The organism is Brevundimonas sp. UYEF29 (genome assembly GCF_040546195.1).
Classification (GTDB): domain Bacteria; phylum Pseudomonadota; class Alphaproteobacteria; order Caulobacterales; family Caulobacteraceae; genus Brevundimonas; species Brevundimonas huaxiensis.
The window spans coordinates 49891-63754 of sequence record NZ_JBEPNH010000012.1 but is presented as its reverse complement, the minus strand read 5'-3'; the positions used below and the strand labels follow the sequence as shown (position 1 = coordinate 63754).

Sequence of the window (13864 nt, the reverse complement as noted above, 5' to 3'; positions counted from 1 at the left end):
GCCTACGTTCCTATCGCAAGCGGCGCCTTAGACGCCGGTGTGGACCAGGCGGCTGGTGCTGAAGCCCAAGGCGCGGACGCGGCTCAGAATGCGGTCGCGCTCAGCCTGCGTCGCATTCTGGTTGCGGTGCCAGATCCACCAGTTCGATTTGTCCGGCAGACCCATGATGGCCCAGCTGTAGTCCGGGGCATGGTCATAGACCCAGTAGTTCTGGCCCGCCAGACCGCCGAAGCTAAGCAGGCCGGTCAGGCTGAACCGGAACTTCGCATTGGTCGTGGTGTCGGTGACGCGGGCGTTGGCGCGCAACGTCTCGACCTTGCCGTCGGCGCGCCGGACGCAGGTGACGGTGATGACGTAGCGGTCGGCGGCGCCCTGCGGCGTGAAGTCGATCTGCGCCCGGCTGCAGTCCTTCTGAACGTTGTTGTGATTGCGCTCGATCTCGAACCACCGGCCGTCGAAGCGGTTCAGATCGACATTAGACGCTTGGGCGAACGCCATTGACGGCAGGGCGGCGAGCGCGACGGCGGCGGCGATCAGGCTGGCGCGGAACATGGGCGTATCCTCGTTCGGTTTGGAAGGGATACGACGCGCCGCCGCGTTCGGTTGTGGTCAGCGCTTTAGGCGCACCCGATTCACCATCCATTCGTTGCGCGTCTGGCCCCACAGATCGATGGCGATGTCCTGGAGGGGTTCGGGCAGGGCGCCCGGCCCGCGATGGCGCGAACCCAACCGTGTCGCGACCGCCGCCGAGGGCAGGTTCTCGGGCGCGATGCAGTGGATCACGTCGTCCCAGCCCAGCACCTCGAAGGCGTAGTCCATCGTGGCTGCGGCCGCTTCGACGGCATAGCCCTTGCCGGTGGCGTCGCGATGCAGGCTCCAGCCCACCTCGCGGCCCGGCCAGCCATAGGGGTGCAGCGGCCCGATACGGCCGATCCACTGGCCGGTCTCCTTTTCCAAGATGGAGAACATCCCTTCGCCCGTCAGGGCCCACATGCCCGCGACGGTGCAGATCAGGCGCCAGACCTGGGGCGCGGGTTGAACCCCGCCGATGAAGCGGGCGGTCTCGGGATCGGCCATGAACGCGGCCCAGCGCGGAAAGTCCTCAACCGCCGGTGGACGCAGGATCAGCCGCTCGGTCTCCAGCGTCGGCCCCAGAGCGACATGGGGCGGCAGGGCGTAGGGGGCAGTGCTCACAGCAGATACTCCCGCTCCAGTTCGTAGTGGCTGCCGCTGTCGGTCAGGACGCTGGAATACAGGCCGAAGCGGTCGATGCGGATCGGCGGCGAATGCAGCAAATTGTGCCCTGACACCCAGGCGCCGAGCCGGTCGGGATTGGTCTGGGTTTTCAGATAGGCCAGGGTCACATGCGGTTTGTAGGCGCGCGCCTCCATGCCGATCCCGGCGCGTTCTCCGGCGGCCTTACAGCGTCCGGCGAGGACCGACAGGCGCTCATTGGGCGTCTCGACCCCAGCCCACAGCGTGTGGCTGCGGTGGTCGTCGCCGAAACAGCCGACGCCCTTCAGCGCGATCTCGAACGGACCGCCCGTCACGCGCGTCAGTTCCGACGCCAGGTCGTCGGCGCGGCGTTCGTCGATCTCGCCATAGAAGGCGAGCGTGACGTGCAGGGCGTCCAGCGGCCGCCACCTCGCGCCGGGCAGGCCCGATTGCCGTCGTTTCAGCGTCTCTGCGACGTCGGGCGGCAGGATCAGGGCGGTGAACAGACGAAGCATGCGACCGAAAGTAGCGGCCGGAACACAAGCCTCCAAGTCAGGTTTTCCTTGCAGCGCGGGCCTCGGCTCACGATATTCAAAGCCTGTGACCGGAGAAGCCTCTCCGGCCAATCGGAGAAAGTTCGTCGCCATGAGCGATTTCAACAACGGTTACGCCCGTCCTCTGCCGCAGACGGCCGACATGTCGGTCGACGCCGGCCTGCGCAGCTTCATGCTGGGCGTCTACAACAAGCTGGCGCTCGGCCTCGTGGTCGCCGGCGCCCTAGCCTATTTCACGGGCAATGTTTACGAAGTCCAGCGTCTGCTGTTCGTCCAGACGGCGGACGGCCGGATCGGCCTGACGATCCTGGGCATGATCGTCCAGTTTTCGCCGCTGGTGATGCTGTTCGGCTCGATGTTCTTCATGAAGAACCCGACGGCCAAGGGCGTGAACATGCTTTACTGGGCCGTGGTCGCCACGATCGGCGCGGGTCTGGGCATCCTGTTCCTGCGCTATACGGGCGGTTCGCTGGCCACCACCTTCCTAGTGACGGCGGCGGCCTTCGGCGGTCTGAGCTTGGTGGGCTACACGACCAAGAAGGACCTGACCGGCATGGGCACCTTCCTGATCATGGGCGTGATCGGCCTGATCATCGCCTCGATCGTGAACATGTTCCTGCAGTCCGGGACCTTCTACCTGATCATCTCCGGCCTGGGCGTGCTGATCTTCTCGGGTCTGATCGCCTACGACACTCAGCGTCTGAAGATGACCTACTACGCCTTGGGCGGCGACCAGAACGCGATGGGCGTGGCGACCGGCTTCGGCGCGTTGAGCCTGTTCATCAACTTCGTGAACCTGTTCCAATTCCTGCTGGCCTTCATGGGCGGCAACCGGAACTGAGATCGGTCGAAAGACGGATTCGGAAAGGGCCCCTCGCGGGGCCCTTTTTGTTTCTACTCCACCACTTGGAACTTGCGGCCGTCGAAGACGCGCAACACCTGGGTCAGGTCGCGGCCGCGTTTCAGGATCTGGCCGCCTTCGCCGATGACGGCCCACTGGCCCTGGCGGGTCTGAAGGGCAGGTCGCTTTTCGATCCGGTAGAGCGGGGCGTCGCCGCTGCGGCGAAAGACGGCGAACTCGGCGAAATCCTTGTGCCCGACCATGGCGTAGTCGCGCCATTCGCCCTGCGCGACCATGCGGCCATAGACCCTGAGGATCGGGTCCAGTTCGCGACGGTCGAAAAAGACGGGGCCGGGCGCCGGCGTCGTGTCGTGAGGGTTCAGACTCATAGGCTCACCTTAGGCCGCTGGCGGCCCGACGCCAGAGGCGGCCAAGAAATCGACGCAGACACGAAATGGCCCCGTTTCGGTCCTTCGCCCGCCCGTATGCGCAACGAAATATCGACCATCGGCTCGTCGGAGTTCGGAAGCGTCCCGGATCCTGAACAGCCCCCCCCAGCCCCCCTGGATGTTTCCAGTTTACGGGCTCCGGCGGCCGATGCTTCCTCCAAGCGAGCGCCCGCCCTGCCTTTCCCCTCCCCCTCCCTGGCAAGGCGGGCGTTTCGCTGTCTGGAGCCTGCCAGCAGCGAAACGTCGGCGTCTGATCCCGCCTAGAGCGACAGGGTCAGGTTCAGGGTCTCTCCGTTTCTGAGCACGGTCGCTTCGACCGATCCCGAGGCGCCCTGCAGGGCGGTGGCGGCCGCGCGAGCGTCGGCGACGGGCGCGCCTGCGATGGCGGTAATCACATCGCCGGCCGTCAGTTCGGCCTGAGCGGCGGGCGAGCCGGCCGCGACGGCCGTGACCTGGGCGCCGCCGTCCTGGTCTCGCAGCGTCGCCCCATAGGCCAGCACCGACTGGGCCCCAACGATCACGGGCTGATCAGCGGGTGTCTCGACCGCCAGCGACGTGGTCGCCTCGCGGCCGCCGCGCAGATAGGAGACGCTGAGATCCGAGCCCGGCGCGGCGATGCCGATGGTGGCGTTGACCGAGCCGGCGTTGGCGACGGGGCGGCCCTGGATCCGGGTGATGACGTCGTTGTGGCGCAGGCCCGCGCGTTCGGCCGGCGATCCCGGCGCGACATCGGCCACAACGGCCCCACGCACGATGCCCAGGTGCAGATCGCGCGCGCGTTCGGCGTTCAGCGAGCCGAAGATGGCCCCGGTCGCGCCGCGCTTGACCTCGCCGTTCTTCTTCAGCTGGTCGGCGACGTAGAGCATGATCCGCGTCGGCACGGCGAAGGCGATGCCGTCGTTGCCGCCGCCGAGACCCCCCGACAGGATCGAGGTGTTGATGCCGATCAGCCGGCCCCGGCTATCCAGCAGCGGCCCGCCCGAATTGCCCGAGTTCACGGCCGCGTCGGTCTGGATATAGTCCTCGACCGCATCGCCTAGCCCTGAGCGGTTCAGGCCCGAGATGACGCCCATGGTCAGGGTCTGGTCCAGGCCCAGCGGATAGCCGACCGCGAAGGCCAGGTCGCCGGTGCGCAGGGTGTCGGAATCCACCGTCTGGACCTGTTTGAGGTTCAGCGGCCGACCGTCGGGCGTGATGCGCAGCACGGCAATGTCGGTCGCCTTGTCCGCCCCGACCAGCACGGCGTCGAACAGGCGGCCGTCCGTCAGATCGACGGTGAACTTTCGCCCGCCCTCGACGACGTGATTGTTGGTGATCACCAGCCCCTCGGCCGCATCGACGATGACGCCGGAACCGGAGGCGTAGGGTTTGGGATCGGCCGCGTCCGAACTAGGACCGCGCGACTGGCCCAGGGTCGTGACCTGCACCACCGCCGGAAGCGAGCCCTCGAGCCCCGACGAGAAGCTGAAGACCCCGCGCCGGGCGTCATAAGGCAGGCCTGCCGCGCCCGACTGCGCCAGCACCGGCGTCGCTGAGGCCAGCAGGGCCAAGGCGACGGCCATGGAAGAGGCGGGCGAAAGGCGGATCGGCATGGGCATTTCCTTGATCGAACGCCGACCCTAGACCGAGTTTTCACTTCTGACGATGGGTCTGAAGCGAGCGGGTCGCGCGTCGGTCACGTCCAATGAACAGATTGCGATGGGGGTTGCGTCGTCGGCCGTCCGGCGTGACCATAAGGCGACGAAGCAGGGAAGGGCGCCGCCATGAGCCAGACGACGATCGACCGCCGCCGTTCGGGCTCGACCCCGTTCGACCGCCTGTTCCGCGACCACCCGCGCGAGGTTGACGAGACCTATCTTCAGCACATGGTCGCTTCGGCGGGTTTCGGCTTCAAACTGCTGGGTCTGGCGGGCGCCGCCTTCGCCCACGCGATCGTGCCGGGCGTGCACAAGACCACCGTCTCGACCGCGATCCGCAGCATGGCCAAGGATATGGGCGGTCGGGCCGAGGAGGCGCGCGAGACCCGGATGCGCGACGCCGGCGTCTGGGACGTGGGCCTCTAAGGGCAGTCGAATCCGCCCCGGCCATGCAATCGCCGGGATCCGTGCTATATAGGCCGGCTCAACCTCACGCAGGATCGCCGCCTTGAGCATCACGCTCGATCTTTCGCGCGTCTCTAACGCGCCCGCCGTCAAGGCTACCGTCAACCTCAGCGGTCTGACGCGCCCCGGCCTGCGCCAGGCCCTGATCGACGCGGACGTCTGTCCGCCCGAAAAGGCCAAGATGCGCGCCAGCCAGGTGTGGAGCTGGATCCACCACTATGGCGTGACCGAGTTTTCGGCCATGAGCAATGTCGCCAAGGACATGCAGGCCAAGCTGGCCGAGCATTTCACCCTGGCCCGCCCCGAGGTCGTCGAACGCCAGGTGTCCAAGGATGGCACGCGCAAATGGCTTATCCGAACCGCGCCGGGCATCGAGATCGAGACCGTCTATATTCCCGACGTGGGCCGGGCCGGCGCCCTGTGCGTGTCCAGCCAGGTCGGCTGCACCCTGAACTGCACCTTCTGCCACACCGGCACGCAGAAGCTGGTGCGCAACTTGACCGCCGCCGAGATCGTGGCCCAGGTCCAGGTCGCGCGCGACGACCTGGAGGAATGGCCGTCGCCCAAGGAAGACCGGCGCCTGTCCAACATCGTCTTCATGGGCATGGGCGAGCCGCTCTACAATCTGGACCACGTCGCCGACGCCATCGACATCATCTCGGACAATGAGGGCATCGCCCTGTCGCGTCGCCGGATCACGGTCTCGACCTCGGGCGTGGTGCCGCAGCTTCAGGCCTTGGGCGACCGGACGGCGGCCATGCTGGCCATCAGCCTGCACGCCACCAACGACGCCCTGCGCGACGTGCTGGTGCCGCTGAACAAGAAATACCCGCTGGACCAGCTGATGGCGGCGATCCGGGCCTATCCGGGCCTGTCGAACGCGCGGCGGGTGACGTTCGAATACGTCATGCTGAAGGGCGTCAACGACAGCCCCGAAGAGGCGCGGGCGCTGCTGAAGCTGATCGAGGGCATACCGGCCAAGATCAATCTGATCCCGTTCAATCCCTGGCCCGGCGTCGAATACGAATGCTCGGACTGGAAGACGATCGAACGCTTCGCCGCCATCCTGAACAAGGCCGGCTACGCCTCGCCCATCCGCACCCCCCGCGGCCGCGACATCCTGGCCGCGTGCGGTCAGCTGAAATCCGAAAGCGAGAAGATCAGGGCCTCGGCTCTGCGGAAGGCGGAACAGGCGGCGGCCTGATCCTGATGTCCTCTCTTGATGAGAGGGCACAACCTTCGGACACATAATGTCACGCAGTGTGTCCCCGGCGCGCTTGCGGATTGGGGCGACAATCGGGCAAGGCGTCTGGGCATGGACCCCTCCTTGTCGAACGTCCTTTCCAGCGCCGAGGTGCAGGCTTTCGCCTCGGGCTTCCCGGTCATGGTGATGCACCTGATCGTGACCCTGCTGCTGCTCGCGGCGGGGGCGACGGTCTATGCCTTGCTGACGCCGTGGAAGGAGGTCGCCCTGATCCGTCAGGGCAATGTCGCCGCCGCCATCGCCTTCGCCGGCATTCTGGTGGGGTTGGCGGTGCCGCTGGCGGTGTCGCTGGCGGTGTCGACCTCGGTGCGCGACATCGCCATCTGGGGCGTGGCGACCGTGGTGTTGCAGCTTCTGGCCTTCCGGGTCGTGGACCTGCTGCTGACGGGCCTGCCGGAGCGAATCCGCCACGGCGAGATCTCGGCGGCGGTGGTGCTGCTGGGCGCCAAACTGGCGACGGCCGTCATCCTGTCCGCCGCGCTGACCGGCTGATCGGCCGGAGCGATGCAGTTTCCCCGCCTGCCGGACTGGGCCATCTATGGAGCGGTGGCGGCCGTGTTTCTGGCGGTGTCCCTGGGGCGACGCGAGAACGCCGATGCGCCGCCGGTCGCGGAGGCCGGCGCCGATGTGGCCGAGGGCGCGCTGTTGGGCCCCATCACCCCCTTTGACGCCGCCGTGACCGTCGATGCGGGCGAGGCGCCGTTCAAGCCGTCGTCGGGCACGGCCTTCTCCATCGCAGGACGGGGGCGCTGGGTGACGGCGCGCCATGTCGTCGAGGGGTGCCGCAAGCCGGCGTTGGTGGTCGGCGAGGGGCGGGCGGTCGCGGCCGACGTCCGTCTGGCGCCGCGCGCCGACGTCGCCTTGCTGATCACCGACGGCGGTCCCGCCGCGCTGCCGGTCGCGGTCGAGGCGCCGCTGCGCAAGGGTCAGCGCGCCTTCCATCCGGGCTTTCCTCAGGGGCGTCCCGGCGAGGTGACGTCTCGCCTGCTGGGACGCGAGACCTTGAAGGTCTTCGGGCGCGGCGCGCGCGACGAGCCGGTGCTGTCCTGGGCCGAGGTCGGGCGCACCAACGGGCTTGAGGGCACATTGTCGGGCCTGTCCGGCGCGCCGGCCCTGGATGCGCAGGGCCGCGTCGTGGGCGTCACCATCGCCGAGGCGCCGAGACGGGGCCGGATCTATACGACGGCGCCGGAGACGTTCGGGCCGGCCATTCGCGGCGAACAGACGCCGGCCGACGACGCGCGCGGCCAGACCATCACGACCGAGGATTACGGCCAGGTGTCCAACCGGCTGAGACGCGACCTGCGCGTGGCCCAGGTGGTGTGTCTGTCGGTCTAGCGGACGGAAATTGCACGCGGCGAAAAAGGTGCAATGGCGTGCAATTCGGCGCCAAGAGACGGAAATCTCAGGGATAAATCTGCGCAGGAATTGAGCGCGTGCAATTGTCGAGGCCGGTCGGGCCCGACCTTGAGAGTCAAGGACTCGGCGTGGGGATCGCGATGTCAAAGATCAGGGATGGATCATATCCCCGTTCGACGCCTGTATGGATGATTGTCGACGGCGTCCCGAAAGTCCCTGAAAAGAGACGACTTAGGTTCTGAACATACGACGGCTGGCGGCCGACCCCCTCCTTCGCCGCCAGGGGAAGGAGGGGGCTTGCCGATCCGGCCTTACTTCAGCGAGCCGGTGTTCAGATTCAGGGCGCCCGCCTCGATGACTTCGAGGTTCGGGTGTTTGGCGCGCAGATCGTCCAGGAACTTCGAGCCGTCGCCGACGATGACCAGGCTGGCGCGATTGACCGGCAGGTGTTCGGCGAAGGCGGCCTCGACCTGTTCCGGCGTGACGGCGCGGACCCGGCCGGCGTAGTCGGCGAGGTCGCTCATGGGCAGATCATAGAGCGCCAGGTTGGCGACCAGGGCGCCCAGGCCGTCCACCGTCTCCAGCGAGCGGCCGAAGCCGCCGATCAGGGTGGCGCGGCGCGGGGCCAGATCGGCCTGGGTCGGGGTCTCGGTTCCCAGCTTGGCGATCTCAGCCAGGATCAGATCGGCGACCTCGTCGGCGGTCTCGTTCTTGGTCTGGGTCGAGGCGGTGAACAGGCCCGCATCCGCCCGTGCGCCCAGCGACGACGAGGCGCCGTAGGACAGACCGCGCTTGATGCGGATTTCCTGGTTCAGGCGCGACGAGAAGCCGCCGCCCAGCAGGGTGTTGCCGACCGTCAGCGGGAAGAAGTCCGCATCGGTGCGTGACACGCCGCGAACGGCGGCGACGACCGCGGCCTGACCGGCGCCGGGTTGGTTCACCACGACAATGCGCGGCGCCAGGGGCTGGCCGGCCGGATTGGTCGCAGCGGCCGGGGCCGCGCCGGCCGGACGCCAGTCGCCGAACGTCTGTTGCGCCAGGGCGCGGGCGGCGGCCGGCGTGATGTCGCCCGAGAAGACCAGGGTCGCGTCCGACGGCCGGTAGCGCGCGGCGTGGAAGGCGGCGACGTCGGCCGCCGTGATGGCCGGGACAGTCTGCTGGGTGATCGTCGCGCCATAGGGGGCGTCGCCGTAGATGACGCGGCCGACCGTCATGCCGGCGATGGACGCCGGCTGGCTGAGGGCGACGCGCAGGCCGTCCAGGGTCTGGGCCTGCTGACGTTCAAGCTCTTCGCCGGCGAAGGTGGGGTTCTTCACCAGATCCGCCATCAGGGCGACGGTCGCCGGGAAGGCGTTCGAGGGGGCGTTGGCATAGACGTTCGAGAAGTCGACCCCGGCCGATGCGCCCACGCTGGCGCCCAGTTGTTCGATCTGGGTGGCGATCTCGGGCGCGGTCCTGGTCTTTGTGCCCTGGGTCAGAAGCGCGGCGGTCATGGCGGCGACGCCGGCCTTGCCCGTCGGATCATCGGACGAACCGGCGTCGAAGCTGAGGCGGGCCGAGACCAGCGGCACGCCGTCGGTCGGGGCGACCAAAACGCGCAGGCCGTTATCGAGCCGGAAATCGGCGACGGTCGGCGTCACGGGCGCCACCTCGGCGCCCGGCTGGGGCAGGGGCTTGCGCTCCGCCTCGGGCAGCAGGACGGCGGGCGGACCGGCGGGGGCCAGGTCGGCGACCTTTACGGGGGCGTCCACGTTCATCTTCTGGACCGAGGCGGGGTTCTGGTCGTCGGCGGCCAGGAAGGTGATCGTCGACTGGCGTTGCGGCGTCAGATACTTGCGGGCGACGCGCTGAATGTCGGCGACGGTGACGGCCTGGATCTGAGCGACCTCATCGTCGGCGGCGGCGGCCGAGCCGGTGTTGATCAGCGAGAAGCCCAGGGCGGTCGCGCGGTCATCCACCGTCTCGCGGCTGCGCAGGGCGTCGGCGACCAGTTCGTTCTTGGCCTCGGCCAGTTCCTCGGCGGTGACAGGAACATCGCGCAGCTTGCCGATCTCTTCGTTCAGGGCGGCGATGCCTTCCTCGGCCGTATGGCCCTGAGCCATGATGGCCAGGGCGGACAGATTGCCGGCCTGCTGCGAGAAGTCGGGGGTCGAGCCGATCTGGGCCGCGATCTGCTTGTCATAGACCAACGAGCGATACAGGCGGCTGGATTCGCCGGTGGACAGGATGCCGTCCAGAACGGTCAGGGCGGCGCGGTCGGCGTCAGCGTATTTCACCGTCGGCCAGGCGACGACGGCGGCCGGCAGCGGCACGTTGGGCGCATAGTAGGTGACGTTGCGCGGACCCGTCGGCTCGGGCTCGACGACATTGTTGGTCGGGATCGGCGTGGTCGGGTTCTTCAGCGGGCCGAAATACTGATCGACCCAGCGGTCCAGTTGAGCCTGGTCGAAGTTGCCGGCCACGATCAGATAGGCGGCGTCGGGACGATAATAGGTGGCGTGGAAGCGGCGCACGTCCTCCAGCGACGAGGCCTCCAGCTCCTCGATCGAGCCGATGCCCGGACGGCGATAGGGGCTGTCCTGATAGATGGTCTCGGGCACGAACAGACCGAACAGGCGGCCGTAGGGGTTGGCCAGGATTCGCTGGCGGTATTCCTCCTTCACCACGTCGCGTTCGGCGACGAAGGTCGGCTCGTCCACGACCAGCGAACCCATGCGGTCGGCCTCGGCGAACAGCATCCGCTCCAGATGGTTGGCGGGCACGGTCTCGAAATAGGCGGTGGTGTCGTCGGCGGTGAAGGCGTTGTTGGAGCCGCCCACATCCTCGGTCAGCCGGTCGAAGGTCTCGGGCGGCAGGTTGGTGGTGGACTTGAACATCAGGTGTTCGAACAGGTGGGCGAAGCCCGAGCGGCCGGCCGGGTCGTCCTTGGAGCCGACCTTGTACCAGACCTGGACCGTGACGTTCGAGGTGTCGGCGTCACGCGCCGAATAAACCTCCAGCCCATTGGCCAGGACGCGCTTGGTGAAGCCCAGCGGGGGCACGGTCACGCCCTGCGGCGCCTGCCCGGTCGATTGAGCGGCGGCCGCGGCGGGCGCGGCGCCCTCTGCGAAGGCGGGGGCGGCGAGGCCGAGAAGGAGGGCCGAGGCGGCGGCTGTGGCGATCAGGCGGGATTTCATGAAGGGCTCCGAAGCCCGGGACGCCGGGCGCCGAGACCGTATCAGCGATTGGGCGTCTTGCACCTTACCGACCTGTAATGAAACGGATTAAGCAAGGCCGTTGATGGACAAACCCCCGACGGCGCTCTATTCGCCGATAGGTCGCAATCCAGCGACCACCCAAGCCGAGGACGCGTGCCGAGACGAGCGAAAGCGACTTCTGTCTCCGACGAAAAGATCGCGGTCTGGGCCTTCGTCCTGCAAAATATGGTTACTCCGCCCGCCGTTCTCTACGGCAGCTGGGCGTCCGCCGGGCTGATCCTGGCGGCCCTCGGGCAGCCGTGGGTGGGGCTGGGGTTCGCCCTCGTCGGCATGGCGTTCGATGCCTGGGCGCAAGGGCGCGTCAGGCGCTACCAGAAGGCTGAGGCGCCCATCGCGGGCTGGCCGCCGCTGCTGATGGCCATCGTGGCGATCCGGTTCGCCCTGGGGGTGTCCGGCCCGCTGATCGCCTGGCTGATGAACCCCCGCGCCGATGTGATGCTGGTAGTGGTGCTGATCCAGGTCTGGTCGATCGGCGTGGCCTTCGTTCAGTTCAGCGCGGCGCCTCGGCTGTTGGCGCTGGCGGCGGCGCCGATCTGCGCGACCGTGCTGGTCGTGATCTATCCCTCGCTGATCGGGCCGCACGGTCTGGCGGTGGCGGCGGCCTTCGTCATGCTGGCGACGATCCTGTTCATCATCTCGCGCGCGACCCACGCCCTGTGGTGCGATCTGTTCGCGGCGGACCAGCGCAACAAGGCGTTGCTGATGGACGTGCAGGCGGCGCATGAGGCGGCCGTGCTGGACCGCGACGCCGCCCGGTGCGCGCGTCTGGAGGCGGACGAAGCCAATGCCGCCAAGTCCCGCTTCCTGGCCAATATGAGCCATGAAATTCGCACCCCTCTGAACGGCGTCATCGGCATGGCGCAGATCATGGCGGGCGACGCGCTGGAGGATCGGCAGAAGGCGCGACTGGAGATTCTGGATCGGTCGGCCCACACCCTGCTGGACCTGATCAACCAGATCCTGGACCTGTCGCGGATCGAAGAGGGGCAACTGGAGATCGTGCCGCAGCCCATCGATGCGGACGCCCTGGTCCACGAGGTCACAGAGACTCTGAGGCCCTTGGCCGAAAGCAAGGGTCTGGCCTTCCACGTCGTGTCGCCGGGCCTGGGATGGGTCAGCGCCGATCCGGTCCGGCTGCGCCAGATCCTGTTCAACCTGCTGTCCAACGCCATCAAGTTCACGGCCGAGGGACAGGTGGCGCTGAATGTCGCGCTGACGGACGCCGGGGCGGTGTTCCGGGTGTCGGACACCGGGCGGGGCATACCGGCGGACCAGATCGGGCAAATCTTCACGCGCTTCGCCCAGATCGAGGCGGCGGCCGTCGACCGGCGCGACGGGGCCGGGCTGGGCCTGTCGATCGTGGCGACTCTTGTGGAGTTGATGGGCGGTCGGATCGAGGTGGAGAGCGAGGCGGGCGAAGGGGCGACCTTCATCGTCACGCTGCCGCTGACGCCAGCGCAGCCCGAGAAGGCCGGTGAGGATGCGCCGGACGCCGAGCCGGAGAGAGCGCTGCGGGTGCTGGTCGCCGAGGACCACCCGGTCAATCAGCAGGTGATCCGGGGGCTTCTGGGCCAGGTCGGGATCGAGGTCGAGATCGTCGATGATGGGCTTCAGGCGGTCGAAGCGACGCAAGCGCGCGACTGGGACCTGATCCTGATGGATGTGCAGATGCCGCACATGGACGGTCCGACGGCGACCCGGACGATCCGGCAGCGCGCGACCGACCAGGGGCTGGTGCGTACGCCGATCATCGCCCTGACGGCCAATGCGATGGTGGAGCAGGTCGAGAGCTATCTGGCCGCGGGCATGGATGCCGTGGTCAGCAAGCCCATCGATCTGAAACGGCTGCTGACCACCATTTCCGACGTGATGTCCGCCAAGACCTAGTCGCGGAAGACCTGGACGCCGATCTCGCCGGCGGTGGTCAGCCAGGCGTGCTTCATCCCCTGGCTGTTGAACGGGGCGGCGATGTTTCCGGCGGCGTCCAGGGCGATCATGCCGCCGTCGCCGCCCAGGGAGCCGATCTCGTCGATGACGGCCTGGGTCGCCTCGGCCAGCGACTGGCCGGCGGCGACGCGCCAGGCGACCTGGGCGGAGGCGGCGACGCGGATGAAATATTCGCCCTGGCCGGTGCAGGAGGTCGCGGCGTGGGCGTCGGCCCAGGTTCCGGCGGCGGGGATCGGCGTGTCGCCGACGCGGCCCGGCATCTTGCCGAACACCCCGGCGGTCGAGGTGGCCGCGGCGAGACGGCCCTGGCTGTCCAGCACGCAGGCGCCGACGGTGCCGTGGCTGAGCGTTCCGGGCGGATGGTTGTCCTCGCCCTTACCGGCGCCGGTGAACCAGGCGGCTTCGTCGGCGATGGGCTCCAGCCCCTGGTCGTGGGCGAACAGGGCCGCGCCGTCGCCCACCAGCATGACGTGGGGGGTGCGATCCATCACCGCGCGGGCGGCGACGACGGGATTGCGGAACCCCTGCAGGGCGGCGACTGCGCCGGCGCGTTTCGTCGATCCGTCCATGATGCTGGCGTCCAGCTCATAGGCGCCGGCGAGATTGGGAGATGCGCCCTTGCCCGCGACATAGAGGCCCGAATCCTCCAGCATGACGACAGCGGCGGTGGCGACGTCCAAGGCGCTGTCGCCCGCGTCCAGCCGGACCTTCATGGCCTCGACCACCTCGCGCATATGCACGACCTCGGCGTCGTAGTTGCGTTCGCGCCGGGCGCCGGCGCCGCCGTGGAGGATGAGGGCGGTCATGTCGTCTTCCTGAGCCTTGTCCTTATCGCCTCTTTCAAACGGGCGTGGCGCTCTTTAGCGTCGCGATGAA

General features: G+C 68.0%; 13 protein-coding genes. 6 read left to right on the top strand and 7 right to left on the bottom strand.

All coding sequences use genetic code 11. The annotated features are described in order from the left end of the window. Positions 1-27: 27 nt before the first annotated feature. The 3 genes from ABIB58_RS14985 to thpR are packed head-to-tail and all read right to left on the bottom strand — an operon-like array spanning position 28 to position 1730. On the bottom strand, positions 28-552 hold the full coding sequence (locus ABIB58_RS14985; RefSeq protein ID WP_354042303.1) for a lipocalin family protein: 525 nt from the start codon (positions 550-552) through the stop codon (positions 28-30). A 57-nt stretch (positions 553-609) separates the two neighbouring features. Then, positions 610-1194, bottom strand: coding sequence for a GNAT family N-acetyltransferase (locus ABIB58_RS14980; protein ID WP_354042300.1), 585 nt, complete (start codon positions 1192-1194; stop codon positions 610-612). Further along, a complete protein-coding gene (gene thpR, locus ABIB58_RS14975; protein WP_354042296.1) occupies positions 1191-1730 on the bottom strand; it encodes an RNA 2',3'-cyclic phosphodiesterase in 540 nt (179 codons plus the stop codon). The genes ABIB58_RS14980 and thpR overlap by 4 nt, the downstream gene beginning before the upstream one ends. Before the next feature lie 130 nt (positions 1731-1860). Between thpR and ABIB58_RS14970 the strand changes: the two genes are divergently transcribed. Continuing rightward, on the top strand, positions 1861-2610 hold the full coding sequence (locus tag ABIB58_RS14970) for a Bax inhibitor-1/YccA family protein (RefSeq protein ID WP_354042294.1): 750 nt from the start codon (positions 1861-1863) through the stop codon (positions 2608-2610). A 53-nt stretch (positions 2611-2663) separates the two neighbouring features. Here ABIB58_RS14970 and ABIB58_RS14965 read toward each other — a convergent pair whose 3' ends face one another. Further along, positions 2664-2999 carry a DUF2794 domain-containing protein gene (locus ABIB58_RS14965; protein WP_354042291.1) on the bottom strand — a complete coding sequence of 112 codons (336 nt, stop codon included), beginning with the start codon at positions 2997-2999 and terminating at the stop codon, positions 2664-2666. A gap of 320 nt (positions 3000-3319) precedes the next feature. Continuing rightward, positions 3320-4651 (bottom strand): trypsin-like peptidase domain-containing protein, encoded by a 1332-nt coding sequence (locus tag ABIB58_RS14960; RefSeq protein ID WP_295241886.1) that lies wholly within the window; start codon positions 4649-4651, stop codon positions 3320-3322. A 171-nt stretch (positions 4652-4822) separates the two neighbouring features. Here ABIB58_RS14960 and ABIB58_RS14955 point away from each other — a divergent pair, with 171 nt between their 5' ends. The 4 genes from ABIB58_RS14955 (at position 4823) to ABIB58_RS14940 (ending at position 7763) form a co-directional block, all read left to right on the top strand. After that, positions 4823-5122 (top strand): DUF6356 family protein, encoded by a 300-nt coding sequence (locus ABIB58_RS14955; RefSeq protein WP_055754264.1) that lies wholly within the window; start codon positions 4823-4825, stop codon positions 5120-5122. 82 nt (positions 5123-5204) lie between these two features. Then, a complete protein-coding gene (gene rlmN / locus ABIB58_RS14950) occupies positions 5205-6365 on the top strand; it encodes a dual-specificity RNA methyltransferase RlmN (protein ID WP_354042285.1) in 1161 nt (386 codons plus the stop codon). Between the two features lie 111 nt (positions 6366-6476). After that, positions 6477-6917, top strand: coding sequence for a DUF350 domain-containing protein (locus tag ABIB58_RS14945; RefSeq protein WP_091751531.1), 441 nt, complete (start codon positions 6477-6479; stop codon positions 6915-6917). Between the two features lie 12 nt (positions 6918-6929). After that, positions 6930-7763 (top strand): S1 family peptidase, encoded by an 834-nt coding sequence (locus ABIB58_RS14940; protein WP_039243828.1) that lies wholly within the window; start codon positions 6930-6932, stop codon positions 7761-7763. A gap of 332 nt (positions 7764-8095) precedes the next feature. Here ABIB58_RS14940 and ABIB58_RS14935 read toward each other — a convergent pair whose 3' ends face one another. Continuing rightward, the gene (locus tag ABIB58_RS14935) at positions 8096-10960 is read right to left on the bottom strand and encodes a M16 family metallopeptidase (protein ID WP_265150423.1); all 2865 of its coding nucleotides are present in this window, start codon (positions 10958-10960) and stop codon (positions 8096-8098) included. Positions 10961-11206: 246 nt separating this feature from the next. Between ABIB58_RS14935 and ABIB58_RS14930 the strand changes: the two genes are divergently transcribed. Then, positions 11207-12928, top strand: a complete 1722-nt coding sequence (locus tag ABIB58_RS14930; protein ID WP_354042276.1) for an ATP-binding protein — start codon at positions 11207-11209, stop codon at positions 12926-12928. Here the strand turns inward: ABIB58_RS14930 and ABIB58_RS14925 are convergent. Beyond that, a complete protein-coding gene (locus ABIB58_RS14925) occupies positions 12925-13794 on the bottom strand; it encodes an isoaspartyl peptidase/L-asparaginase family protein (RefSeq protein WP_354042272.1) in 870 nt (289 codons plus the stop codon). The genes ABIB58_RS14930 and ABIB58_RS14925 overlap by 4 nt on opposite strands. Positions 13795-13864: the final 70 nt, after the last annotated feature.

What these genes read in the sequence shown, in the direction of transcription:
- ABIB58_RS14985 (WP_354042303.1), bottom strand. Translation starts at nt 552, where the DNA reads ATGTTCCGCGCCAGCCTGATCGCCGCCGCCGTCGCGCTCGCCGCCCTG.
- thpR (WP_354042296.1), bottom strand. Translation starts at nt 1,730, where the DNA reads ATGCTTCGTCTGTTCACCGCCCTGATCCTGCCGCCCGACGTCGCAGAG.
- ABIB58_RS14970 (WP_354042294.1), top strand. Translation starts at nt 1,861, where the DNA reads ATGAGCGATTTCAACAACGGTTACGCCCGTCCTCTGCCGCAGACGGCC.
- ABIB58_RS14965 (WP_354042291.1), bottom strand. Translation starts at nt 2,999, where the DNA reads ATGAGTCTGAACCCTCACGACACGACGCCGGCGCCCGGCCCCGTCTTT.
- ABIB58_RS14960 (WP_295241886.1), bottom strand. Translation starts at nt 4,651, where the DNA reads ATGCCGATCCGCCTTTCGCCCGCCTCTTCCATGGCCGTCGCCTTGGCC.
- ABIB58_RS14955 (WP_055754264.1), top strand. Translation starts at nt 4,823, where the DNA reads ATGAGCCAGACGACGATCGACCGCCGCCGTTCGGGCTCGACCCCGTTC.
- ABIB58_RS14945 (WP_091751531.1), top strand. Translation starts at nt 6,477, where the DNA reads ATGGACCCCTCCTTGTCGAACGTCCTTTCCAGCGCCGAGGTGCAGGCT.
- ABIB58_RS14940 (WP_039243828.1), top strand. Translation starts at nt 6,930, where the DNA reads ATGCAGTTTCCCCGCCTGCCGGACTGGGCCATCTATGGAGCGGTGGCG.
- ABIB58_RS14935 (WP_265150423.1), bottom strand. Translation starts at nt 10,960, where the DNA reads ATGAAATCCCGCCTGATCGCCACAGCCGCCGCCTCGGCCCTCCTTCTC.
- ABIB58_RS14930 (WP_354042276.1), top strand. Translation starts at nt 11,207, where the DNA reads ATGGTTACTCCGCCCGCCGTTCTCTACGGCAGCTGGGCGTCCGCCGGG.
- ABIB58_RS14925 (WP_354042272.1), bottom strand. Translation starts at nt 13,794, where the DNA reads ATGACCGCCCTCATCCTCCACGGCGGCGCCGGCGCCCGGCGCGAACGC.